12 protein-coding genes are annotated in these 22,751 nt (G+C 71.0%); 3 read left to right on the forward strand and 9 right to left on the reverse strand.

The window, feature by feature from the left end:
• Positions 1-168: 168 nt before the first annotated feature.
• The 3 genes from BU204_RS24015 (at position 169) to BU204_RS24025 (ending at position 4,799) form a co-directional block, all read left to right on the forward strand.
• Positions 169-1,815, forward strand: coding sequence for a glycoside hydrolase family 27 protein (locus tag BU204_RS24015; RefSeq protein WP_075128007.1), 1,647 nt, complete (start codon positions 169-171; stop codon positions 1,813-1,815).
• 108 nt (positions 1,816-1,923) lie between these two features.
• Entirely contained in the window at positions 1,924-3,681 is a 1,758-nt protein-coding gene (locus BU204_RS24020) for a family 43 glycosylhydrolase (RefSeq protein WP_075128008.1), read from the forward strand.
• A gap of 359 nt (positions 3,682-4,040) precedes the next feature.
• A complete protein-coding gene (locus BU204_RS24025) occupies positions 4,041-4,799 on the forward strand; it encodes an SAM-dependent methyltransferase (protein ID WP_075128009.1) in 759 nt (252 codons plus the stop codon).
• Positions 4,800-4,882: 83 nt separating this feature from the next.
• Here BU204_RS24025 and BU204_RS24030 read toward each other — a convergent pair whose 3' ends face one another.
• The 9 genes from BU204_RS24030 to BU204_RS24070 form a co-directional block, all read right to left on the reverse strand.
• Positions 4,883-5,137 (reverse strand): hypothetical protein, encoded by a 255-nt coding sequence (locus BU204_RS24030; protein ID WP_075128010.1) that lies wholly within the window; start codon positions 5,135-5,137, stop codon positions 4,883-4,885.
• Between the two features lie 18 nt (positions 5,138-5,155).
• Positions 5,156-5,713, reverse strand: a complete 558-nt coding sequence (locus BU204_RS24035; RefSeq protein WP_075128011.1) for a hypothetical protein — start codon at positions 5,711-5,713, stop codon at positions 5,156-5,158.
• On the reverse strand, positions 5,697-7,097 hold the full coding sequence (locus tag BU204_RS38470) for a hypothetical protein (RefSeq protein ID WP_083661577.1): 1,401 nt from the start codon (positions 7,095-7,097) through the stop codon (positions 5,697-5,699). Before BU204_RS38470 ends, BU204_RS24035 begins: the two co-directional genes overlap by 17 nt.
• On the reverse strand, positions 7,094-7,423 hold the full coding sequence (locus tag BU204_RS24045) for a hypothetical protein (protein WP_233160552.1): 330 nt from the start codon (positions 7,421-7,423) through the stop codon (positions 7,094-7,096). The genes BU204_RS38470 and BU204_RS24045 overlap by 4 nt, the downstream gene beginning before the upstream one ends.
• A gap of 74 nt (positions 7,424-7,497) precedes the next feature.
• Positions 7,498-12,138, reverse strand: coding sequence for a LamG domain-containing protein (locus BU204_RS24050; RefSeq protein ID WP_143229686.1), 4,641 nt, complete (start codon positions 12,136-12,138; stop codon positions 7,498-7,500).
• Between the two features lie 80 nt (positions 12,139-12,218).
• Complete coding sequence (locus BU204_RS24055) at positions 12,219-17,906, reverse strand: RHS repeat-associated core domain-containing protein (protein ID WP_143229687.1); 5,688 nt, start codon at positions 17,904-17,906, stop codon at positions 12,219-12,221.
• A gap of 109 nt (positions 17,907-18,015) precedes the next feature.
• Positions 18,016-20,781 (reverse strand): AfsR/SARP family transcriptional regulator, encoded by a 2,766-nt coding sequence (locus tag BU204_RS24060; RefSeq protein ID WP_075128014.1) that lies wholly within the window; start codon positions 20,779-20,781, stop codon positions 18,016-18,018.
• A gap of 223 nt (positions 20,782-21,004) precedes the next feature.
• Positions 21,005-22,261, reverse strand: coding sequence for a glycosyltransferase family 87 protein (locus tag BU204_RS24065; RefSeq protein ID WP_158073505.1), 1,257 nt, complete (start codon positions 22,259-22,261; stop codon positions 21,005-21,007).
• Between the two features lie 123 nt (positions 22,262-22,384).
• Positions 22,385-22,720, reverse strand: a complete 336-nt coding sequence (locus BU204_RS24070; RefSeq protein ID WP_075128015.1) for a TraR/DksA family transcriptional regulator — start codon at positions 22,718-22,720, stop codon at positions 22,385-22,387.
• Positions 22,721-22,751 lie beyond the last annotated feature (31 nt).

Raw genomic sequence — 22,751 nt, forward strand, 5'->3', positions numbered from 1 at the left:
TAGTTAGCGCTCACAGAACTTCCTCGGCATCCGTTGACTGGTGCTCTCGGGCGCCGATACATTGAGGTACGAATCACGGTCTCGGCGATGCGTCGAACCTCGCGGAGACCCGCGGTCATTGACGACTGACGTCGGCTGTGCACCCCTGTCAAAGCCGAGAGGGACGACATGCTCACTCGAACACGCTTGCGCACGCTCTCCCTGATCGCCGCGGCGGTCGTGGCGGTGGGCCTCGTCACCGCAGCACCGGATCGGCCCGAGGCGCACGCGGCGCCCGGCAGCCCGGCGCTGACCCCGCCGATGGGCTGGAACAGCTGGAACAGCTTCGGCTGCGGCATCACCGAGGCCCAGGTGCGGCAGGCCGCCGACGCGATGGTGTCCTCCGGGATGCGCGACGCGGGTTACCAGTACGTGGTCGTGGACGACTGCTGGTTCGACCCCAACCGCGACGCGCAGGGCAACCTGCGCGCCCACCCGACGAAGTTTCCCAGTGGCATGAAGGCGCTCGGCGACTACCTTCACGCCCGAGGGCTGAAGTTCGGCATCTACCAGGCGCCGTTGGAGAAGACGTGCGCGCAGGGCGGCGGTACCTTCCCCGGCGCCACCGGCAGCCTGGGACACGAGTACCAGGACGCCCGCACGTTCGCCTCCTGGGGCGTGGACTACCTCAAGTACGACTGGTGCTCGGGGTCCGGTACGCGGGACGAGCAGATCGCCCGGTTCTCGATCATGCGCGACGCGCTGCGCTCCACCGGCCGCCCGATCGTCTACAGCATCAACTCCAACAGTTTCCACGCCCCCACCGGCGACAAGTACGACTGGGGCGACGTCGCCGACCTGTGGCGCACCACAGAGGACCTGCTCGACATCTGGCAGTCCAACAGCGTCAACAGCTATCCGATGGGGGTGACCAACGTCCTCGACGTCACCGCCCCGCTGGCCGCCCAGACCGGACCGGGCAACTGGAACGACCCAGACATGCTGGTCGCGGGCAGACCAGGACTGACGCTCACCGAGTCGCGGTCCCATTTCGCGCTGTGGGCGCTGATGGCCGCGCCGCTGATGGCGGGCAACGACCTGCGCACCATGTCCCCCGAGATCAGCGCCCTGCTGCGCAACCAGCGGCTGATCGCGGTCAACCAGGACCGCCTCGGCATCGGCGGGCGGCGGGTGCGCGACGACGGCAACACCGAGGTCTTCGCCAAGCCGCTGTCGGACGGTTCGGTGGCCGTCGGACTGTTCAACCGCGGCAGCGGCACCACCACCATCAGCACCACGGCCACGCAGATCGGCCTGTCCGGCGACTCATTCACCCTGGCTGACCTGTGGACCGGCGCCACCTCGGGCAGCAGCGGACAGATCTCAGCCAGCGTGCCGGCCCACGGTGTGGCCGTGTTCCGCGTGTCCGGTGGCAGCCAGATCCCCAACACCACCGCACGGCTGCGCGGCGCCGGCGCCAACCGGTGCGTCGACGTCGACAACTTCTCCACCGCACCGGGTGCGACCGTGCTGATCTGGGACTGCCACACGGGAGCCAACCAGCTGTGGACCACGTGGGCGGGCGGCGAGATCCGGGTGTTCGGCGACAAGTGCCTCGACGCGTTCGAGCAGGGCACCGCCAACGGGACCCGCGTGGTCACCTGGGCGTGCAACGGCCAGGCCAACCAGAAGTGGACGCTGGACGCCGACGGGTCGATCCGCAACGTCCACTCCGGACTGTGCCTGGACGTCGAGGGAGCCGCCACCGCCAACGGCACCCGGCTCGTCCTGTGGACCTGCAACGGCCAGAACAACCAGAAGTGGAACCGGGTGTGACGACCACGCGCCGGTACTAACCCGGCGACGCTGCCGCACAGCCAGGCTCCCCGATCGCTCACCGACCGGCGGTTCTCCCCCGCTGCCCACCGTTCCAAGGAGGAACCTGTGCATCGTCGAAGGCGCCTGCTCGCCGCGGCCGTGGGCATCATCTCCGCCCTGGCGCTGTTCCCGGCCACAGCCGAGGCCGACAACCCGATCGTCCAGCACATCTACACCGCCGACCCGGCTCCGATGGTGCACAACGGACGGGTGTACCTCTACACCGGGCACGACGAGGACGGCTCGACCACCTTCACCATGCGCGAGTGGCGGGTGTTCTCCTCCGCCGACATGGTCAACTGGACCGACCACGGTGTGCCGATGAACCTCGGCACCTTCGCGTGGGCCGACGCGAACGCCTGGGCCGGACACACCATCGCCCGCAACGGCAAGTTCTACTGGTACGTCCCCGTCCGCCGCCGAGGTGGCGGCATGGCTATCGGCGTGGGGGTGTCCGACAGCCCCACGGGGCCGTTCCGCGACGCGCTCGGCAGGCCGCTGGTCGAGAACGGCGAGATCGACCCGCACGCCTTCGTCGACGACGACGGCCAGGCCTACCTGTACTGGGGAAACCCGAACCTGTGGTACGTGCGGCTCAACGCAGACATGATCTCCTTCTCCGGCAGCCCCACCAGAATCCCGCTCACCACCGCCGGGTTCGGGACCCGCCCCGGCAACCCGGACAGGCCCACGCTGTACGAAGAAGCGCCCTGGGTCTACAAGCGCAACGGCCTGTACTACAACGTCTACGCCGCGCAGTGCTGCTCCGAGCACATCGCCTACTCCACAGCGCCCGGCCCCACCGGGCCGTGGACCTATCGGGGCACCGTCATGCCCACGCAGGGTTCCAGCTTCACCAACCACCCTGGCATCGTCGACTACAAGGGCGGCTCCTACTTCTTCTACCACAACGGTGCTCTGCCCGGGGGCGGCGGCTACACCCGGTCGGTGGCCGTGGAGAAGTTCACCTACAACGCCGACGGCACCATCCCCAGGCTGACCATGACCGCGGGCCCCGGGCCAGTGGACACGCTCGATCCCTATGTGCGGCAGGAAGCCGAGACGATCGCGTGGGGTTCCGGCGTCGAGACCGAACCCGCCGCCGAGGGCGGCATGAACATCGGCAACATCGAGAACGGCGACTACACCAAGGTGCGCAACGTCGCCTTCGGCACCGGCGCCTCGTCGTTCACCGCGCGGGTCGCGTCCGCCACGTCGGGCGGTGTGATCGAGCTGCGCCTGGGCAGCGCCACCGGCACCGTCGTGGGTCGCTGCACGGTCCCTGGCACTGGCGGCTGGCAGGCGTGGCAATCGGTGTCGTGCCCGGTCAGCGGCGCGGCGGGCAACCAGGATCTGTTCCTGCGCTACACCGGCGGCAGCGGTTACCTGCTCAACGTGAACTGGTGGCAGTTCACCCCCGGTGGCTCGTCCAGCGACGTCACCTCGCGGTTGCTCGGGGTGGGGGCCAACCGGTGCGTCGACGTGGACGGCGGCGCCACCGCGTCGGGGACCGCTGTGCTGCTGTGGGACTGCCACGCCGGCGCCAACCAGCAGTGGACGACCACCGCGAGCAGCGAACTCCGGATCTTCGGTGACCGGTGCCTGGACGCCCTCGACCAGGGCACCGCCAACGGGACCCGTGTGGTCATCGGGTTGTGCGGCGGCCAGGCCAGCCAGAAGTGGACGCTGAACGCCGACGGGTCGATCCGCAATGTCCACTCCGGACTTTGCCTGGATGCCGAGGGAGCCGCCACCGCCAACGGCACCCGGCTCGTCCTGTGGACCTGCAACGGCCAGAACAACCAGAAGTGGAACCGGGCGTGACGACCACGCGCCGGCACGGACAACGCATGGAGCCGAACGCCCGGCCCTGACCGACGACCGCTGCCAAACGTGGAACAGCGCTCGTGAGCGGTGTTGCTCCGCTGCGACCCCGGCACGCTCAGACGTGATTCATGCAGGCTCAAACGCCTCCTGACCAGAGCCTTGTTAATCGGGTCGCGCGGGGGTCGGGGTGCGGGTTATCCTTCGTCGACGTTCTCCACCGGGTCCGACCCGGCCCATCTCGAGAAGGCGATGCCATGGTCACCGTCCGGTCATGCCGGGGCGGGTGACAGTACTGCCCCGGTTTCCTCAGCACTCTCGCTGTGGCGCCCACGCGCCGTGAAACTGGAGTACTCGAATTGTCGAAAGACGCTCTGTCCGCGTGGTACGCGGACTTCTTCACCGAACTGCCCAACGCGTTCTGGCGAGCGGCCGTGCCACCCGCGCTGGCCGCCGCCGAGGTCGACTTCATCATCCGGACGGGTGGGCTGGGGGCCGGTGCCCGCGTGCTGGACGTGCCCTGTGGCAGCGGCCGGCACTCCCTGGAACTCGCCCGGCGCGGCTGTCGGGTGACCGGGCTCGATGTGTCCGCCGAAGCCGTCGAGCACGCCCGCCAGGCCGCTGCCGCCGAGGGGCTGCACGTCGACGCGCGGCTGGGTGACATGGCTGACCTGCCCGCTGACATCCCGGTGGACGCGGCTGTGTGCATGGGCAACGCCTTCGGCTACCTCGACCACGCCGGCACGAGGAAGTTCCTCGCCGACCTGGCCGGGCTCGTCGTGTCCGGTGGCGCCCTGGTTCTCGACTACGGGTTCGTCGCCGAGGCGCTGCTGCCGCACCTGGAACTGGAGGAGCCGCCGATGACCTTCGGCGGGATCGAGGCCGAGTCGGTCAACGAGTACGACGCCGCCAACAGTCGGTGGATCACCGCGTTCACCTTCCGCCGCGGCGACGAGGAACACCGCGGCACCTCCGTACAGCACGTCTACACCGTGGCCGAGGTGAGCCGACTGGTCACCGAGGCCGGGTTCACGCGGGTGGAGCTGTACGGGGACACCGACGGGACCCCGTTCCGCCTGGGCAGCTCGCGCCTGCTTCTGGTGGCACGACGGCGCTGACACCCGGGCAGCGGCGCGGGGCCGACCGGACTGCTCGCTGTCCAACGTGGACCGGATGTCCATGTTCTGGACCGGGTGGCCGGTCAATCCCCGCGTCGTCGCATCGATCGGTACAGCAACCACAGCGCCAGCGCCACCGGTGTCAGGACCGCCGCGAACAGGATTCCCGCGAACATCCCGTAGCCGTGGGGATCGGAGGACCATCCGGTGGCGCTGGTCACCGCCCAGCCGAGGAGCAGCACGAGCAACGCGGCGGTGCAGACGAACGCGCCGAGCACGAGGCGCCGGAGCGCTGTGCGCAAGGCGCGCGTGCGGGCGTTGCCATCCGGTGTATCCATGCGCGGCTCCGCGGGTGGTCACTCCGGGTCGGGAGTGCAGACGGTGAGGAACGACTTCTGGTTCTCGCGCTGGACGTCCGAGGCGTCCAGCCAGCCACGCTGGCCGAACAGGTAGCTCTCGGACGGGTGCTGGTCCGACTCGCGCAGCACCTGGGGCACGTTGACCCTGGCACCGTTGGCCTTCGGTCCGTCAACGGAGAAGGCGATCGAGTCCGCCTTGGTCCAGTCGTAGTCCTCGGGCAGCGGTGTCTGGACCTGGAGAGGCCCGCCGGTGTCCGGGGACGGTCCCCCGTCGGTCCTCAGCAGGTCCATGCGCTCCACCAGCACCCCCGGCCGAGGCGCGGTCCACCTCTGCTCCGCGCTCTCCGACGTGCCGGAGTCGAAGATCAACGTCAGTCCGGTGACGCCATCGCACGGGGTGCCCGTCCACAGTTTGAGCACGCCGTCGTCGACGCGGAACCCGGCCACCGGTGGCAGCGACGGCGCGTACTGGGCCTCGGTGTCGCACGCCGCGGCCACTGCCACCATGAGCAGGGCAGCGCAGGCGACGCGCGGCCACCTAGCGATATCCGCCATCGGACAGTCCCGCGTCTTCCTCGGTCTCGTTGCCGCCGGTGACCTGCTCCCACACGTAGGAGGCGAGGAAGCCCGTGTAGCCTTCGCGCCCCCATTGTTGGGAGTGGCGTTCCTCGTGGTGAAGCAGTCGGTCCATGTCGAGGCTACCCCGGTACGGGCCGTCGTCGCCCTCGTACCACGCGTGGCCCGACGACGCCACCTCTCTGAGCTGTTGCGCCGGATCGCTCGGGTCGTCGATGTTCAGCATGAACGTGTCGCCCCAGGTCGTCCCGCCGCGTTGGCTGAACTGGTCCTGGATGAGGTTCCCGCCCAGGCCCATCATCATGCCGTTCGGGGTGGTCACCAACCGCCCGCCGTTGTCGTGCACGAAGCCCACGTCTTCGTCGTAGCTCCAGGAGTTCTGCTGCTGCCGCTCGGTGATCCGGCGCAGTTCGTCGGACCCGTACGGGGTCGGTGAGAAGTCGGTCGACTCGCCTTCGGTGCCGTAGTCGGTGCCCGCGTTCATGATGTAGGTCATCCGTACCGCCTTGGCGGCGTCGTCCCCGCTGATGTCGGTCGGCATCAAGAAGTACGACTTGAAGGTCCCGTCGCCGTCCTCGTCCTCGCGGATCTCCTCCATTCCGTCGAGAACCGTGAAGTCCTCCGGCGTGATGTCGTGTTCGGTGATGATCTCCTTGATCGTGTCGATCGGCACGCCCCGGCGCACGGCGTTCTCAAGCCACTGCCGGTAGTGGCCGGACGCGGGCGGCCCGCTCAGCAGTCCGGCGTCGCGCAGCGACTGTTCCATGTCGAGCACCTGGGCTTCGATCTCCCCGCCCTTCCTGGCATCCGCCAGAGTGGACGCTCCATGGTCGCTGATCCCGCGGTCCTGCGCGAGCTGCATCACCCGGGCGAGGGCGTCGTCGATGTTGTTCGCCGTAGTGAGGATCGCCTTGGTCTCCTGATCCAGCTGTTTCCTGATGACCTGGCGGTGTCGTTCGGCCTCGGCACTTTCTTCGGCCTCGAACCGCGACCCCGGCGGGGGGTCGGCGGGTTTGTTGTCCACGATCGTGCCGTCGGCGGCGATGCGGAACTGGTAGGTGTCGGCGAGGGAGTCGTTGTTGGCGACCCGCGTCTTCAGGGCGGAGACGTCGTCCGACGCGTTCTGCAGAGCGCGTTCGACGGCGGACATCTCAGCGATCAGGATCTCGGCATTGTTTCGCGTATCTCCGAGCGAACCGCGTGCGCGCTCGCCCGCGAGGCCGTGCCAGTCTGGCAATCGCCTGGCGTCATCGAGTTCGTCCTGCAGCCCGACGAGTTTGTCCCGCCGCCCACGCAGGTTGGTGGCACACGTGTCGAGCGCCGGAGCGTCCCATTTGCGGACGTCGTCGTAGCTGATCGTCATTTCCGAAAAGCCCTTTCCGCGGAGTCCTCGTTTTCGGAGTACTCCTTCGCGGAGGCGGTGATCGACTCGCTCCACCGGTCGATCTCGCCCGCCCACCCCTCCGCGCGCTCGTTGAACGTCGACGCCAGGTTAGGCGCCTTCTGCGCCGCGTCACCACCTGGCAACGCGGTCGCGATCGCCTCCAGGCCGGTACCCGGGTCCACCGCCCCGGCCTGCTCCGCAGCAGATCCGGCCGCCTTGGCCGCGCTCCGCAGCTGACCGATCTGAACCTCGTATCCGCTCACAGCCTGTGACTCCCCGTCCCTGAGTCGGTCATCAGCCAGCACGGTACTGAAGTTCGGAACGGGGCACGCCCGCTTCGTGCGAACGCGGCCGCCTCCCCGCGGCGCTGCGGCGTGTGTCATGGTGCGGGATAGGACCGGAAGATCGCCGCCAGTCGTTCCGGTGGCAGTGCGGCGCCGTAGAGGCGCACGTCGTCGACCTTGCCCTGCCAGTGCCGGCCCGGTGCGCCGTTCTGGACGCCCCGTCCGACATGGGCCGGGCCGGCGGAGTGCCAGGGCGTGCCCAGCGTGCCGGTGTCGAAGTCGACGGTGTCGGGTCCGTAGACGTGGAGGGCGATCGTGCCCGTGCTCGCCCTGTACACACCCACCAGCAGCACCCAGCTGTGGGCCTGGCTGGGCCGGACCGAGATCGCCGCCTCGGTGACCCGGCCCGTCGCCTGTTCCGGCATCTCGAACACCCACTTGCCCGGGGCGTGCGCCTGGTCGTCGTCGATCACGTGACCGAGCCGGAGCTTGCCGTTCTGGCCACCCTCCAGGCTGACCGCGTCCCGGCGGCACGTCGCCGGACACTCCGGCAGGTCGTCCAGCCGCACGAAGGCGGACACGGTGAAGTCCTGGTCGGTCCGCAGGTCGACCGCCGGCACCGACGCCGCGTCGTCGGCCCCGTCGAACTCCGCCGCGTTGCCCGAGCGGCCCGGTCCGAACCGCGTCCCGCCGGTGAGCCGAACCGGGCGGACACCGACCGCGTCGGCTCCCGTGTCGCCGCCGGTCTCGTTGAGCCGCCAGTGGTGGATCAGCAGTGGGTCCCGGCCGGCCATCGCACGGATCTCCTCGACGTACAGCGCCCGGCTGTGCACCACGACGTCGTCGATCGCGCCGGTGAAGGCGTTGACGTAGCCGCCCTGCCATCTCGCCCGCCCGAGCTGTACCCGCCCGGCGCCGGACACCGTGGCGGTGTGCGGGGCGGTGGCGACCAGCGCGCCGTTAAGGTACAGCTCGATCCGTCCGCGCTGCCGGTTGAACACTCCGGCGACATGCGTCCACTGCCCGGGCTGTACGGCTCCCGCGACCGCCAGGTCGTTGCCCGGAGCCCGGCCGGCCGGATCCTCGGTCACCGCGAGCAGCCCGTACCTGCCGTCGTCCTGGGTGGACAGGGCGAACGCCGAGTTGTTGACCGCGTCCTGGGACAGGATCGTGCAGGTGCACCCCGCCCGGTCCGGCCGAACCCATGCCGACACCGAGAAGCTGTCCGCCGTGTTCACCGCGTTGGGCGCGCTGACGGAGTTGGCGCCGGTGAACACGGCGGCCTGGTCGGCCGGGTCGGGGTGGTCGCCCTGGCCTTCCGTCCACCCGGGAGTGCCGGTCCAGCTGCCGGTGAGGCCGCGCCCGGACGTGTCGTCGGCGTCGCCGTCCAGCCGCCACGCGCCGGCCGTCACATCCGAACGGGTGACGATCGACCTGATCTCCTCGGGCGCCAGCGCCCGGGTGTAGGTCTGCACCTCGTCGACCGAACCAGGCCAGTGGTCCACCTGCTGGCCCCGGTACATGCCGCGGCCCACGACCAGCGGCCCCTCCGCCGACCACGGGGCGGCCTCCCCGGTCCGCAGTACGCCGGCCGGCTCGCCGTCGACGTAGAAGGACATCGTTCGGCTCGGGGCGTCGAACACCCCCGTCAGGTGCACCCAGGTGCCGGGTACCGGTGTCCGCGGTGCCGCCACGACGTACCCGGTCGGATCGGTCTGCGACGCGGGCAACCGCACGAACGCCCACTTCTTCTGGGTGAGGTCGTACTGCAGGTAGAAGCCGCTGTTGGCGGTGCCGTCCTGGCTGACCGCCGTCATCGACCTGCCGGTGGTGAACCGGTCGGCCTTCACCCAGGCGGCGACGGAGTAGCTCTGGTCGGTACGGACCGCCGGTGCGCCGGTGACCACGGTGTCGTCCTGGCCGTCCAGGTGCACCGCTCCCCCGAGACCACCGTTGTCCACCAGCTCCGCGCCCCCGGTCAGCACACCGTCGGCGCCGCCGACGACCTCGTTGCGGGCGGTCGTGCCCGGCTGGTCGTCGAACCTCCAGTGCGCCGAGCGGACGTTGTCCCGGCTGACCATCGCGGTCACCTCGGCGGCGGCGAGTGCCCGGTCGTAGATCCGCACCTCGTCGATCCCGCCGTGCCAGACGTGCCCCGGCTGCCCGGCGTACTGGAGGCGGCCGACCGCCAACTGCCCCTCCGACCGCAGCGGCACCCAGCCAGCCGGGGTCGTCCGCTCCGCGGCCAGCACCCCGTTCACGTAGAGCGCGACGGTGTTCCGCGCCTGGTCGTACACCGCGGTCAGGTGCGTCCACCGGCCCACCTGCGGGTGGGCGGTCGGGCTGAACACGGCTACCGAGCCGGGGTTGGCCGGGTCGCCACCGAAGACCCACACGTGCCACCGCGGTGTGTTGCCGTCGTCGTTGCGGTAGTGCAGCAGCCAGCCGCCGTAACCGGCGCCGCTGTCCTGTGTGGCCACCCCCATCGGTCGGGTCGGCAGCGAGTCCGGCCGTACCCAGGCCGACACCGAGAAGCTCGAGTCAGTGCGGACGGTGTTCGGCGCGACCATCTCGCTGCCGGCCCGGCCGTCCAGCAGCAGCGAGGTGCCGACCGCCCCGGGAGCGTATGCGGCAGCGCCGCGCAAGGTACCGTGCCGGTCGCCGAGGTAGGCGTCGTCGCGTGAGTTGCCCTCGAACGCGTACTGCGCGTACGCCCCGTCGCCGGCGCGGACGAAGAACGTGTGGTCCCGCGTGCCGCTCCTGTTCCCGGCCCGGTCGACGCTCTGCACGTACAACACCCGCCGCCCGTCGCCCGGCGGCGTCACCGTCACGGTCGCCGGCCCACCGAGTGCGGTCGCGGCGACCTTGCTCGTCGGCGGGTCCTCGAACCCGTACAGGTAGTGGTCGATGTCGGCGACCCCACCCGAGGAGAAGGTGAACACGCCCGGCACACCGGCGCCGCCGTGCTGCCACTCGTCGTCCGGGTAGGCCGTGCTGGACACACCCGGCGGTGTGGTGGGACGGGTGCGGTCGACCACGAAGGTCCGCCCGTGGCTCTCCAGGCCGGCGAAGTGCCCCGCCGGCGGCCCGGGATCGAAGCCGTGCGCCCACCAGGAGACGTCCACGTTCTCCGGCGGCGAGATCTGCAGGTCGTGTGTGGCACCCGACGCCTGGACCGCGCCGACCCGCGTGTTGGTCGCACCGGTGCCGTAGCGCCAGCGCCAGTGCGGCTCGACCCCGTCGTTGTCCGGGTCGGTGAAGCGGCCGATCAGGCGGACGTTCTGCGCGGAGAGGTAGGGCTTGCCCGCGCACCACGCGCACGGCTGCTGCGTCGGCGGGTCGGTCCGCAGGTCGCTCGGCGCGTCCGGCCGGTGGTTGTAGGTGACGGTCAGCTTCGTCTCCGACGCCAGGTACTTCCGCCAGGACATGGTGTCACCGCCGTTGTCGGCACGGAGGTAGTAGACGCTGCTGCCGACCGGGTTCACGTTGCCGTTGGGGACCGCGGTGCCGGCACCGCGGATCCCGCCACAGCCGTGGTCGGCGTTGGACTGGGGCGCGGCCCAGCCGCCGACCTTCGGCCCTTCCGGCTTGTTGTTCCAGTTCAGGCCCGCGTCGATCAGCCGTGCCGGCATGAACACGCCGTGTCCCCGGGCCGCCCCGTCGCAGTTCGGGCTGTAGCCGACCGCGGACCGGAAGGTGACGTCGAGGATGTCGGAGCCGTTGAGGAACGAGGTGTCGTACTGGAAGTACGCCCACGCCTCGGCGATGCCGGCGCACCTGCCGTCGGCGTTGTAGCACTGGCCCACCTGGGCCAGGTTCGGGTCCAGTGCGGCGCTCTGGTTCCAGTAGCTTTCGCCGGCCTTGCCGGAGACCACGTTGGCCCAGCCCCAGCGCTCGAACGTCCGCATCGGCGGATCGATCGTCACGGGATAGCGCACCGCGGGGTCGGCCAGGAACGCCGCGTCCGGGGTCACGGTCAACTCTCCGTCCACGACGGACACCGCGACGGCCGCCGTCCGACCGGCCGCGTCCCACATGGTCGACGGCGGCGCGGTGAGGACCTCGGTGCCCTTCCGGTCCACCGCGCGCAGGCCGCCCGCCTCGTCGACGGTCAGCCGGAGACCGTCCGCGCGCACGCCGAGCCGTACCGACCTCGGCCCCGCGCCCCGGCGCCCGACCACGAGGTGCTGCTGGTAGCCGTGCCGGTCCGCCTTCATCACCAGGTCCACATCGGACATCACGTCGCGATAGGTAACGGTGTCGCCGGCGAGCTTCGGCTTGGGCAGTGGGCGCGGCCAGGACAGCTCGAACAGCCGGCCGTCCTTGACCATCCGCACCAACGGTGCCGACCCACCACCGGAGAACGCGACGTCGCCGACGGTCGCCGACGGCGCCACCATTCCGTCCGCCCGCGGCCGGACGGTCGTGTCGATCGGCACCCACGTCGAGCCACGTCGCACCCGGGTCGGCGTGGCGGTCAGCACCGCCGTGCGCAAACCGTCCGGGTTGGCGTACACCGTGCGGGTCTCCGACCGCTCGTCCAGCGCCTCGACCCGCCTGCCCTGCCGCGCGGCCGTGGCCGCCGCGCTCACGCCGTCCGGCGCCGACGACACCGGGTTCTCCGCGACCAGGCCCCGGTCCCGCTCGAATACCGGCGCCGCGACCGCCCCGGCCACCACCACCGCTGCCGCCACGAGGAGCCGCGCCCCCCACGCTCTGCCGTCTGTTCCCACCATGTGCCCGAGTCTGCGGTCGCGGCGCTGACACTTCCCTCTCACCGCGGGACGTGAGGTGGCAGCGGGGTGAGAGGTTCCGCTCAGAAGAAGGTGTTCCATGGTTTCACCCCGTAGTTGCGAGTCAGCCCGAGGAAGGTCCACTTGCCCCCGATCGTGGTGTCCAGTCCGTACCCGTAGCTGGCGTTGACCGACGAGTTGGGACCGCCGGTCTCCCACTCGTACTCGACGCCTATGCCACCTTCCGGGAGCTTCGCCTCGAGACCGGCCGCGAGCGTTGGGGAGAACGTCTCGTTGTGCTTCGCCGCGGACTCGCTGCCGAGTTTCACCGCGACACCGGCCGAGAACCCGCCCCCGACCTCCAGGCTCAGCTTCGAGGACTGGTTGAACGAGATACCGCTGGAGGAGTCGATGCCACTGACGTCCGCGGTCACGCAGACCTCGGTGTCGAGGTTGACGATGAAGCCGGCGGAGGTCTGCCCGCAGAGCGAGACGGACCTGAACTCCGCCCAGTCGGTGCTGGCGACGTGCAGGAGCTGTTTGTAGATCACGTCGGTGAGCTTCTGCTGCACCTGGTTGATCACGTCACGTGGTTGTGGGCCGGCGTTCTGCTCGAGCGCGAGGGTCAGCTGCTCGGACCGGTGCCTGGCCCGCGCGTAGGCGTACTGGTCCTCGTGTCCACGCACTCGTGGGCAGAACGTGACACCGTCCGCACACCTGGCGCCGTCGTTGTTGCGCACCCAGCTGTACCGCTTGTTGGCCTCGCGGGCGTTGTCCTTCCACCGCGCGCGGTCGCCCTTCCACCTGGCCATGTTCGCCGGGTCGCGCAGGTCGCCGTAGCCGTGCTTGCTGACCTTGTGCCCGCAACCGATGCCGTCCGGGCCAGGGCACAGGCCGTCCGGATCGGACAGGGTGACCGGGCTGTTGTCGCCGTAGGCGTAACCGGACGCCTGTTGCGGGTTGCCCCAGTCGATGACCGGGTCCCGGGAGATGAACCGGCCGAGGTCCGGGTCGTACTCGCGCGCGCCGAGGTGCACCAGCCCGGTGCGCGGGTCCTCGGTGCCGCCGACGAAACCACGCTCGCCCGGCCAGGCTGACCGGGTGCCCCGGGCTCCGCCGAAGGGCAGCTGACGGCGCTGGGTCACCGACATCGTCGCGGCGTCCACCGCGACCATGGGACTGCCCTGGCGGTCGTTCGCGAACCAGGTCAGCCTGCCGCCGGTGCGCACGGCGACCGGCATCCCGGCGTGGCTGTAGTACCGGGTGGTGACCCTGGTCGTGCTGCCGGCGGCCACCCGGATCTCCTGGCCGGGGAGGTACAGCGTCGTGCCGGCGGGGTCCTTGCGCAGCAGCCGCTCACCGTCGGGCCCGTGGACGAACCTGGTGCTGCCACCGTCCCCGGTCATCGACTCGAGCCTGCCCGTCGCGTCCCAGTCCAGCTTCTCGGTAACGCCGTCCAGCGTGCGCTCGGTGGTGTTGCCGGCCGCGTCGTAGGCATAGCTGGCGGTGTGGCCACCGCCGCTGACCGACCGCACGGTGTGCGGCTGCGCCTGGCCGGGGGCCGGATAGGTGTAGGCGCGTTCGGTCCCCGCGGAGTGCCGGACCTCCTCGCGCCGGTTGCCGCCCGGGTCGTAGGCGTAGGAGTGCCAGTAGGGCGCCGGACCGTCGAGCCGGTCGGCGTTCGGCGCCGCCGCGCAGCTCTCCGGCGGGGTCCACGCGTCGGTCAGCCGCCGCAGGTGGTCGTAGCGGAAGCACTGGACGTCGGCCGTCCGGCCGAGGGTCCGGTCGGCGACCGAGGTGATGTTGCCGGCCGGGTCGGTGGTGTAGCGGATGTCGGCCTGCATCGGCTTGGCCACCTCGGCGTCCACGATGTACCGCGACAACCGCCGGGTGTCCGACTCGTACAGGTAGGTGAGCCAGGCCCGTCCCGGCCCCGCGCCGAGCTGGACCCGCGCGACCTCGCCGTAGCGGGTGTACAGCGTCTCCGACACCAACGGGGTGGCCGCGCCGTCGCCGGTCGTGGTGAGGGGCCGGCCGGAGTCGTCGAACCCGTGGTTGACCGTCTCCTCGTGGAGGTCGCCGGTCTTCGCGTAGGTCTGGCCGGTCACCGAGCCGTCCGCGCCGTAGCCGGTGGCCGAGGTGTAGGTGCCGGCGAGCGTGCCCTCGGCCGCCGGGACGGTGATCGTGGTGTTGCTCGGCTTGTCCAGCGCCGTGTACGCGCCGACCGACCACCGGTACTCCGCCCCGTCCACGACGCTGGTCGCCGAGGCCGGCCGGCCCTTGCCGCCGGGCGCCGTGTCGTAGGTCCGCCTGGTGAGCAGCGGGCCGGCCGCCGAGCCGCGGTGGGTGGAGAGCGGCCGGCCGAGCGCGTCGTAGACGGTGGCGACCTTCTCCCCCCGGGCGTCCTCGGTCAGCACCGGACGGGAGAGCTCGTCGTAGGTGACGGTGGACGTGCCGGAGTCCGGGTCCGACCTGCTCGTCACCCGGCCGCGCAGGTCGTGGGTGTACCGCCACACCGCGCCGTCCGGACCGGTCACCTCGGCGAGCCGGTCGGCGTGGGTGTACCGGTACCGCGTCGCGTCGAACTCGCCGTCCGGTCGGCCGGTGCGGTACTGCCGCACCTCGGTGACCCGACCGCGGGCATCGGTGACCGTCGTCGTCGCCGTGCCTCCCGCGGGCGGGGTGACATGCGTGCGGTCGCCGCCGTAGCTGGTGGTGGTGGCCCACCTGTCCTCGACACCGGACTGGTACACCGACCGCACCTCCCGGCCGGCGCCGTCGTAGCGGGTCCTGGTCAGGCCGGGCACCTCGGCGTCGGCGGCGACCCACAGCACGCCGTCGAGCGGGCCTTCGTTGAAGTAGGGCTGGGTCTGCTTCCACACCCGGCCCTGGGAGTCGTACCGGGTGTCGGTGAGCAGCCTGCCGCCGCCGACCGCTGGGCTCTGGGTCTGCCGTGGCCTGAGGAAACCGTCGTAGACCGTGTGCGAGGTGGTCGTCCGGCCGTTCGGCCCCTGCGCCGCCGCCGTCACGAGGTTCGGCCGGTCCCGGTGCAGGTGGTAGGCGAACCGGTAGTTGGGGTCGACCGGGTTGTCCGGCCGGGGGTTGTTGGGCAGCCAGACCGCGGTCCGGCGGCCGAGGGGGTCGTAGTGCGCCTCGGTCCGGCGCCCGTTCTGGTCGGTGACGACGGTGGGCTGGCCCCACGCCGGCGAGTACTCGGTGGTGGTCCGCAACCCGGCGGGCACCGCGTCGGTGGGCGGGCTCGTCACGGTCTGGGCGGTGACCGGCCCGCCCGTCCTGGGGGTGAACTCGGTCGTCGTGGTCCTGTCCAGCGCGTTCGTCGTGGAGACGACGCGGCCGTGCACGTCGTGCGCCAGGGTCGCGGTCGTCGCCCAAGTCGGCTCGGGTGCCGTCCACGACGTGGCTGCCTTGTCCGCTGTCGGGTTGCCGTTGCCGTCGTAGGTCGTGGCCGCGGCGGAGACCGCGTCCCGGGGGAACGTGGGCGTGTCGCCGCAGGCGACGGCGACGGTCCTGGTCGTGCCGGGTCGGTCGAGGATCCAGCGGCCGGGGATGGTGGCGTAGGTAGTGGTCGTGCAGCGGTCGTCGGCGGCGCCGGCTACCCCGAGATCGCTCACGGTCAGCGGCAGCCCGTGGTCGGTGTGGGTGGTGACCGAGGTGGTCGTGCGCCACCCACCGGCCGCGAGCGCGGTGTGCCTCACCTCTCTGCCCGGCAGGACGAGGTAGGACCGGTACGGTCCCTGGGTCAGGAACGGGCCGTGCGTGGTCGGCCGGGTGATCGTCGTGGAGACCGCGGCGCCGTCGACACCGTCGTAGGTGGTCTCCTCGAACTCGAAGCCGCGCAACCAGTCCTCGTCCCGCTCGCTGCCGTCGTGGCTGTCCAGGGCGTGGACGGTGCGGGTGCCGACCAGCATGCGGTCGCCGTGCATGCCGCGGTAGAAGCGCCGCTCGGTCATCGTGACCGGACCGGCGTCGTCCTCCGCCACGCCGGTCTTCGTGCGTACCCGCGCGAAGCCGCGGAACTCGTCCCAGCCCTTCTTGTCGTCCTTGACGAACTCCGAGGTGTTGCGGTGCCAGGCGGCACCGCCGAGGTACTCGTAGCTCGTCACCTGCTGGGTGCTGGTGGACATCTGGTCGGACTGGACCACGGACTCGACAACGTACTTGTGGAAGTGGTCGGTGCGTTCGGCATTGTCCTTCTTCGCCCAGGTGGCCGGGTAGCAGAGCAACGTGTTGGCGTCCTTGGGGGTGTCGGCGACCGTCGCCGGGGTGCAGTCGGGACGCCGGTAGTTGACGCCGAGCCAGCCGCCGGACTCGGTCACGACGCCGGTGATCCGGTAACGGTTGAGCTTCGCGTAGCCGTCCTGGGGCGTGGCCACCCGGTTGGCGAACCGGGTGCCCTCGAACGTCACCAGTGGCAGCTCCGCGCTGCCACCGACCAGGCCGGTGTGCCGGATGGACTTCAACCACAGCGCCGGCTGCTCCCCGTCGCCGGGGTCGGGATGTATCTGGTCGAGCGTCCAGCGGTCGACCGCCGCGTAGCCGGTGCCGGAACGGACCTCGGTGGTGATCGTGGACAGTCGCTTGCTCGACCAGAATGACGGGCGGTGCCGGCCGGGGCAGGTTGCCGTCTCGCAGCTCAGGTCGAGCGGGACGTCCGGCCAGTTGCCCGGTTTGGCCCGGGTGCAGTCCGAGCCGGGCAGGCAGCGGTCGGCGATGTCGAACCGGACCCGGGCCGTCGGCGAGCTCGACGCGGTCGTGTGCAGGCCGTAGTCGATGCCGGCCAGGGTGCCGCCGCGCACGTAGGGCACCGCGGCGTCCTTGGCGTTCATGCCGTACCTGTTCTGCTCCGGGGCGTACCGGAACCGCACGACGTTGCCGTTGCGGTCGACGATCTTGTCCAGGTTCCACCGCCAGGCCTGGGCGCAGTGCGAGGACTCGAACCCGCCGGACACGTGGCACGGCTCGTTCGGGTCGTCGCCGAACACCGGCACGGTCCAGGTCGAGCCGGCGTCCGGCTGCGATCCGAACCAGTACTCGGTGCCGTCGGTCGTGGTGATGCGCCAGTGCTCGCCGTCGTTGTCGCCGTTGGCCAGCCCGGTGGCGAACCGTTCGACGCGCGACCCGTCCTCCGCCTCCGGCCGCCACCGCCCCTGGCCGTCGCAGCACAGCAACCGGCCGCCGGCGGCGCCGAAGGCGGCTGTCGCGTTGTCGGTGCGCCAGCACAGGTCCCCGTTCGGCGGCGGCGCCACCCCGCCCTCGGTGTCGGTGTAGCAGGGGCCGTAGCTCCGCTCGATGAAGCCGGCCGAGAGGTCCCAACCATCGCCGACCCACGAGGCCTGCTGGTTGACCGCGCTCGTCCTGCCGTCCACAGCAGAGGATCGGTAGGACAGGCTCAGGTCCGGTACGAGGCCGCCGGCCGCGGGCGGCATCCGCAGGGGGTAGGTCCAGTTGAAGTCGCCCGACTGGGCCGCGACCTCCCAGGTCGCCGACGGTGACAGCGAGGTCGCCGAGTATGTCCCGCCGCCGTCGGCGATGCCTCGGGGATCGCGGTCCCCGGTCATCGACGCCTTGCTGGCGTCGTCCTCCGGGCGTGTCCTGGTGGTGTCCCTGCTGACCGGCGGCGCGGTCACCGCGGGAAGATCCACCGAGGGACCGCTCCGCGCGGAGGCCGCCACCGGGGCCGCGACCGCCGGAATCACCGTGGCGGCCAGCACGACCGCCATCCCACGTACACCGATCCACAGGCCACGCATGCTCGTCTCCCCCTCAGGTGCCGGATCGCACCGATTGTGGGGAGCCCGACCTCACAGTTCCCTGCCACGACCTCACACCCGCAAGCCCGGTCGGCGAGGGCTCGACCGCTCACAACGCGGCGAGACCGTCCTGCACCTGCTCGGCCCGGGGGTCGCCGAACTCGGTGAGGGTCGCCAACGCGGCGCCCAGGACGACCCGGGCGTGCTCCGGGTGACCGGCGTCGACGAGCACCTCGCCCAGGTCGGCCAGCACGGTCGCCTCCCAGCGGGCGTTGCCCAGCGTTCGGTGCAGCACTATCGACTGCCGGAACGCCCGCACCGCCCGGGGGTGGTCCGCCAGCCGGGCGTAGGCCTTGCCGAGGTTCAGCAGGGTGAACGCCTCGGTCTGCGGGTCGTCGAGGTCGCGCAGGAGGTCCACCGCCCGCTGGAAGCACTCCACCGCCCGCTCGTACTCGCCGGCGGCGGCGTGGGCCATGCCGAGGTTGTCCAGCGCCATGGCGGGTCCGCGCCGGTAGTCCAGGTCCTCGTACAGGCGAAGCGTCTCCGCCGCGTACTGCCGGGCCAGCTCGGTCTGGCCGAGCTGGCCGTGGACCATCGAGAGGTTGCCCGTGGTCATCGCCTGGCCGAAGCGGTGCCCCACTTCCTCGAACACGGCGTGGGCCCGCTGGAAGTACGTCCGCGACAGCTCGGCCGAGCCCTGGTCGAAGTGGATGCAGCCGAGTGAGTTGAGGGTGTAGCCCTCGCCCTTGCGTTCACCGCTCGCCCGGGCGGCGGCGTGGTGCGCTCCGTAGAACTGGACGCCGTCCGGCCAGGGGATCCGATAGTCGAAGAACGTGGTCATGGTGATCGCGATCCGCCAGGCATAACCCGCGAGCCCGTTGCGCGCGGCCCAGCAGGCGACCGAGCGCAGGCAGTCGAACTCCCGCTCGAACCAGCGGGTCGACGCCGACCGCTCGGCGAACTCGGGTACCTGGCGCTCGGGCGGACCGTAGGGCTCGAGGAACTCGCGGCGCCGGTGCGGGTTCAGGGCGCGGTCGGCGTTCGTCGCCGCGTACAGGTACCAGTCCAGCACCCGGCGGATCGTGGTGTCCCGGTCCGTCCGGCACTCCTGCTCGGCGATCTCGGCGGCGTAGAGCCGTACCAGGTCGTGCAGCTCGTAGCGGCGGTGCTGGCGCTGCTCGACCAGGTGGGCGGCGACCAGGTGGTCGAGCGCTGCCTGCGCCGTCGCCACCGGCACGTCGGCGAGCGTGGCGGCGGCGTCCAGGCCGATGTCGTTGGCCGGGTGCAGGCCCAGCCGGCGGAACATGGCCGCGGCGCCGGGACCGAGCGCGCGGTAGGACCAGGCGAGGGCCGCGCGCAGGCTGTTGTCCTCCCCCGCGTCGAGCGTGTCCAGCCGGGCCTGCTCGTCCTCCAGCGCGGCGACGACCTCGGCGAGCGAGCCGGCACGTTGCGCCCGTTCGGCGACGATGACCAGGGCGAGGGGAAGGTGGTCGCACTGCTTGACCACGACGCTCGCCGCGGTCGGATCCTCGTCGACCCGGTCGGGGCCGACGGCGGCGGCCAGCAGCCGGACCGAGTCCGCCCCGGGCAGCCGGCGCACCGTCACCCGGTGCGCGCCGTCCTGTATGGACAGGCCGCGGAGCTGGTTGCGACTGGTCACGACGACGAGCCCGCCCACCCCGGGCAGCAGCGGGCGGACCTGGTCCGCGTCGCGGGCGTTGTCCAGCAGGATCAGCGCCCGATGGCCCGACAGCGTGCTGCGGAGCAGGGCGGACCGCTCGTCGAGGTCGCCCGGGATCAGCTCGCTGGCCACGCCCAGGGCGCGCAGCATGGTCTCGGTCGCGGCCTCCGGGGTGACCGGGTCGCCGGGCCCGTAGCCGCGGAGGTTGAGGTAGAGCTGGGCGTCGGGGTAACGGTGCGCCCGGCGGTGGGCCCAGTGCACGGCGAGCGCGGTCTTGCCGACGCCCGCCGGCCCGTCGAGCGAGATGATCGTCGGGGCCTGGGCGCTCTCATCGGGCAGCAGGCTGTCGAGCCCGGCCAGCTCCTCGTCGCGCCCGGTGAACCTGGTGATGTCGTGCGGCAGCTGACGCGGGCCGGCCGAGCACGTCGGGACGACCGGCGCCTCCTTCCCCGGGGCGGTGTGGCCGTCCAGCAGGACCTCGCGGTGCAGCCGGGCGAGCGCCTCGCCGGGTTCGATGCCCAGCTCCTCGCGCAGGACCACGCGGACCCGCCGGTACGCCTCGAGCGCCTCGGCCCGGCGGCCGGCCCGGTGCAACGCGGCGACCAGCAACGCCCAGAGCGCCTCCTGTGCCGGATACTGGTCGGTCAGCTCACGCAGCTCGGCGATGAGCCGTTCGGGTGGGCACCCGACGTCGAGCTCCAGCTCGAGCCGACGCCCGGTGGCCGCCAGCCACTCCTCGACCAGCCGCGGCGCCACGTCCCGGTCCAGCCAGGTGGAGTAGAGGTCGGCGAACGGGGTGCCGCGCCACAGCTCGAGGGCCGCGTTCAGCGACGCCAGCTCCTCGGCCGGCGACGGTGCCTGCGCGGCCCGGGTCAACAGGCTTCGGAAGCGGTGCACGTCGACCCGGTCGGGGGCGATGGTGAGCTGGTACCCCCCGCCGGGGCGAGTGTGGATCACGCCGGGCCCCAGCAGCTTGCGCAGCCGCCCGACATAGGTGTGCATCGAGCCGCGAGCCCGCATCGGCGGTCGTTCCGGCCACACCTGCTCGGCGAGCACGTCGACGCTCACCGTCTGGTTGGCCGACAGCACCAGCGAGGCGAGCAGGACCCGCAGGCGCCCGGCCGGGATCGTCACCTCGCCGGTACTCGCACGGAACTCCCATGGCCCGAGCAGGGCGATCTCGTAGCTCAACATCGTCCCCCTTCGACGTTCCGAGCCCTGTCAGCGTGCCAGCCGACGGTGATGTGCGGAAGTCACGACCCGCGAGGGCCCGGGGGGGACCGTCTCGTCGCCGGCACGGTCCTGGGGCACCGCCATGCGGCTGGAGCACTGCTAGTCCGCGACATGAACAACGTTGGGGCGCAACCGGGACGACGCTTTGCGAACTGGCAAGGGTTCGTCCTCCGGTCGCCGTCGGTCACGGGGAGGCGGTCGCCCGGCGGCGAAGGGAATGGTAGGCGAGGACGAGCAGGAAGACCACGGCCATGACCGGATACGTGTGGACCACCAGGTGTTCCCACGGCTGCCAGAACGGGCCGTTGCGCGACGCGAAATCGTGCGGTGACACCATGAACGCCGCGGTGACCACCAGCAGCACCACGACCCCCCGGCGCGCATGTCGGGAACTCGCCTCGTCGGCGTGCATCGTCGCCAAGGCATGGTGAGCGATCATCAACCACGCCATCGCCAACCACACCCAGTGCGCGACCCAGGACAGCGGTGACACCAGCAACGCCACCGTCGCGTTGGCCAGCAGTGCGAGGGTGCGATCGGCATACCGTATCGCTATCGCGCCGGCGACCAGTACGACGACGACGAGCACGGCCCTGGCGACCAGATGCGTGGTCTCGGACAGGTGAAGTCGGTTCAACGATGCCGCGATGGTCTGGTTCTCCCGGGTCGCCGGGCCGGACACGCGGTGCGGCTGGAACAGGATCCCACCGAACCAGAAGCGGATGGACGCACTGGGAGCCAGTGCGAAACCCGCGGCGGTGGCGACGAGGCCGGTGATGACCGCTGTCACCGCCGCCCGGAAGTCCCGGCGTAGGAGGAAGAAGAGCAGGAAGGCGGCCGGGGTGACCTTGATAGCCGCCGCGAGTCCGACCAGGATGCCGCGGGGCAGCCGCGTCGACGGAGCGAGGCAGTCCACGATCACCGCGGTCATCAGCAGGAGGTTGATCTGCCCCAGACCGACGGTGGTGCGGACCGGCTCGAGCACGACCAGCACGGGCATGGCCACAGCGACCAGGCGGACCGTGGTGTAGGTCGGCGCGTCGGGACGAAGCCTCCGCAGAATCACGTAGCCGCAGATGGCGAGACAGACCACGGAGGCAGCGACGGTCGTCACCTGCGCGACCGAGAACGACGTCATCGTGAACGGCGCGAGTGCGATGAGCGCGAACGGCGGATAGATGAAGTTCGGCACCCAGCCAACCGACGGTGAGGACAGTGGACCGTAGAGATCCCGCCCGTCCGCCCAGGCGACGTTGCCCTGCCAGTACGCGTTCAGATCGATGAAGTGGTTGTAGAACCGCGGAACCAGGATGAGCTCGATCGCCACGCAGAGCGCGATGCTGACGCCGATGACCTGCCAGTGGCGACGCGAGGACGGGTCCAGGACGAATCTCGAGACCGCGCGCAGCGGGCCGGACCCGAGGAGGGCACGTCCAGGCACGCCTACCGCCCGCTCTTCCGTCACATCCCGAAGGACGGGCCCCTGTTCGTGCATGGTTCACCTCCTGATCATGAAAAGAGTCACACACCTCGTCCGCTGGCGCGGCACCTTCACGGCTTGCGCTCAGTCGGCGCAGCGAACGCAGGTGATGGTCGCCGGGAGCGCCTCCAGCCGTTCCGGCGCGATCGGGTGTCCGCAGCGCGTGCACGCGCCATACGTCCCCTTCGCCAGCCGCTCCTCCGCGGCGTCCAGTGCACGCAGTTCGGCGCGGGCCTGGTCGAGCAGACCAGCCACCTGGGCGCGCTCGAACGCGATCGTGACGCCCTCGGGGTCGTGTTCGTCGTCGTTGGTCGTGTAGGCCGAGGACTCGAACATCCCAGCCAGCCGCCTACGCAGCGCCTCGACCAGGTCGAGCGTCTCGGAGCGGCGTGCCGCCAGCCGGCCGGCAGGGTCGATCATGCCCCCATTGAACACCCTGGTCGGGCGCGAG

The sequence above is a fragment of the Actinophytocola xanthii genome (genome assembly GCF_001921205.1).
GTDB classification, from domain to species: Bacteria; Actinomycetota; Actinomycetes; order Mycobacteriales; family Pseudonocardiaceae; genus Actinophytocola; species Actinophytocola xanthii.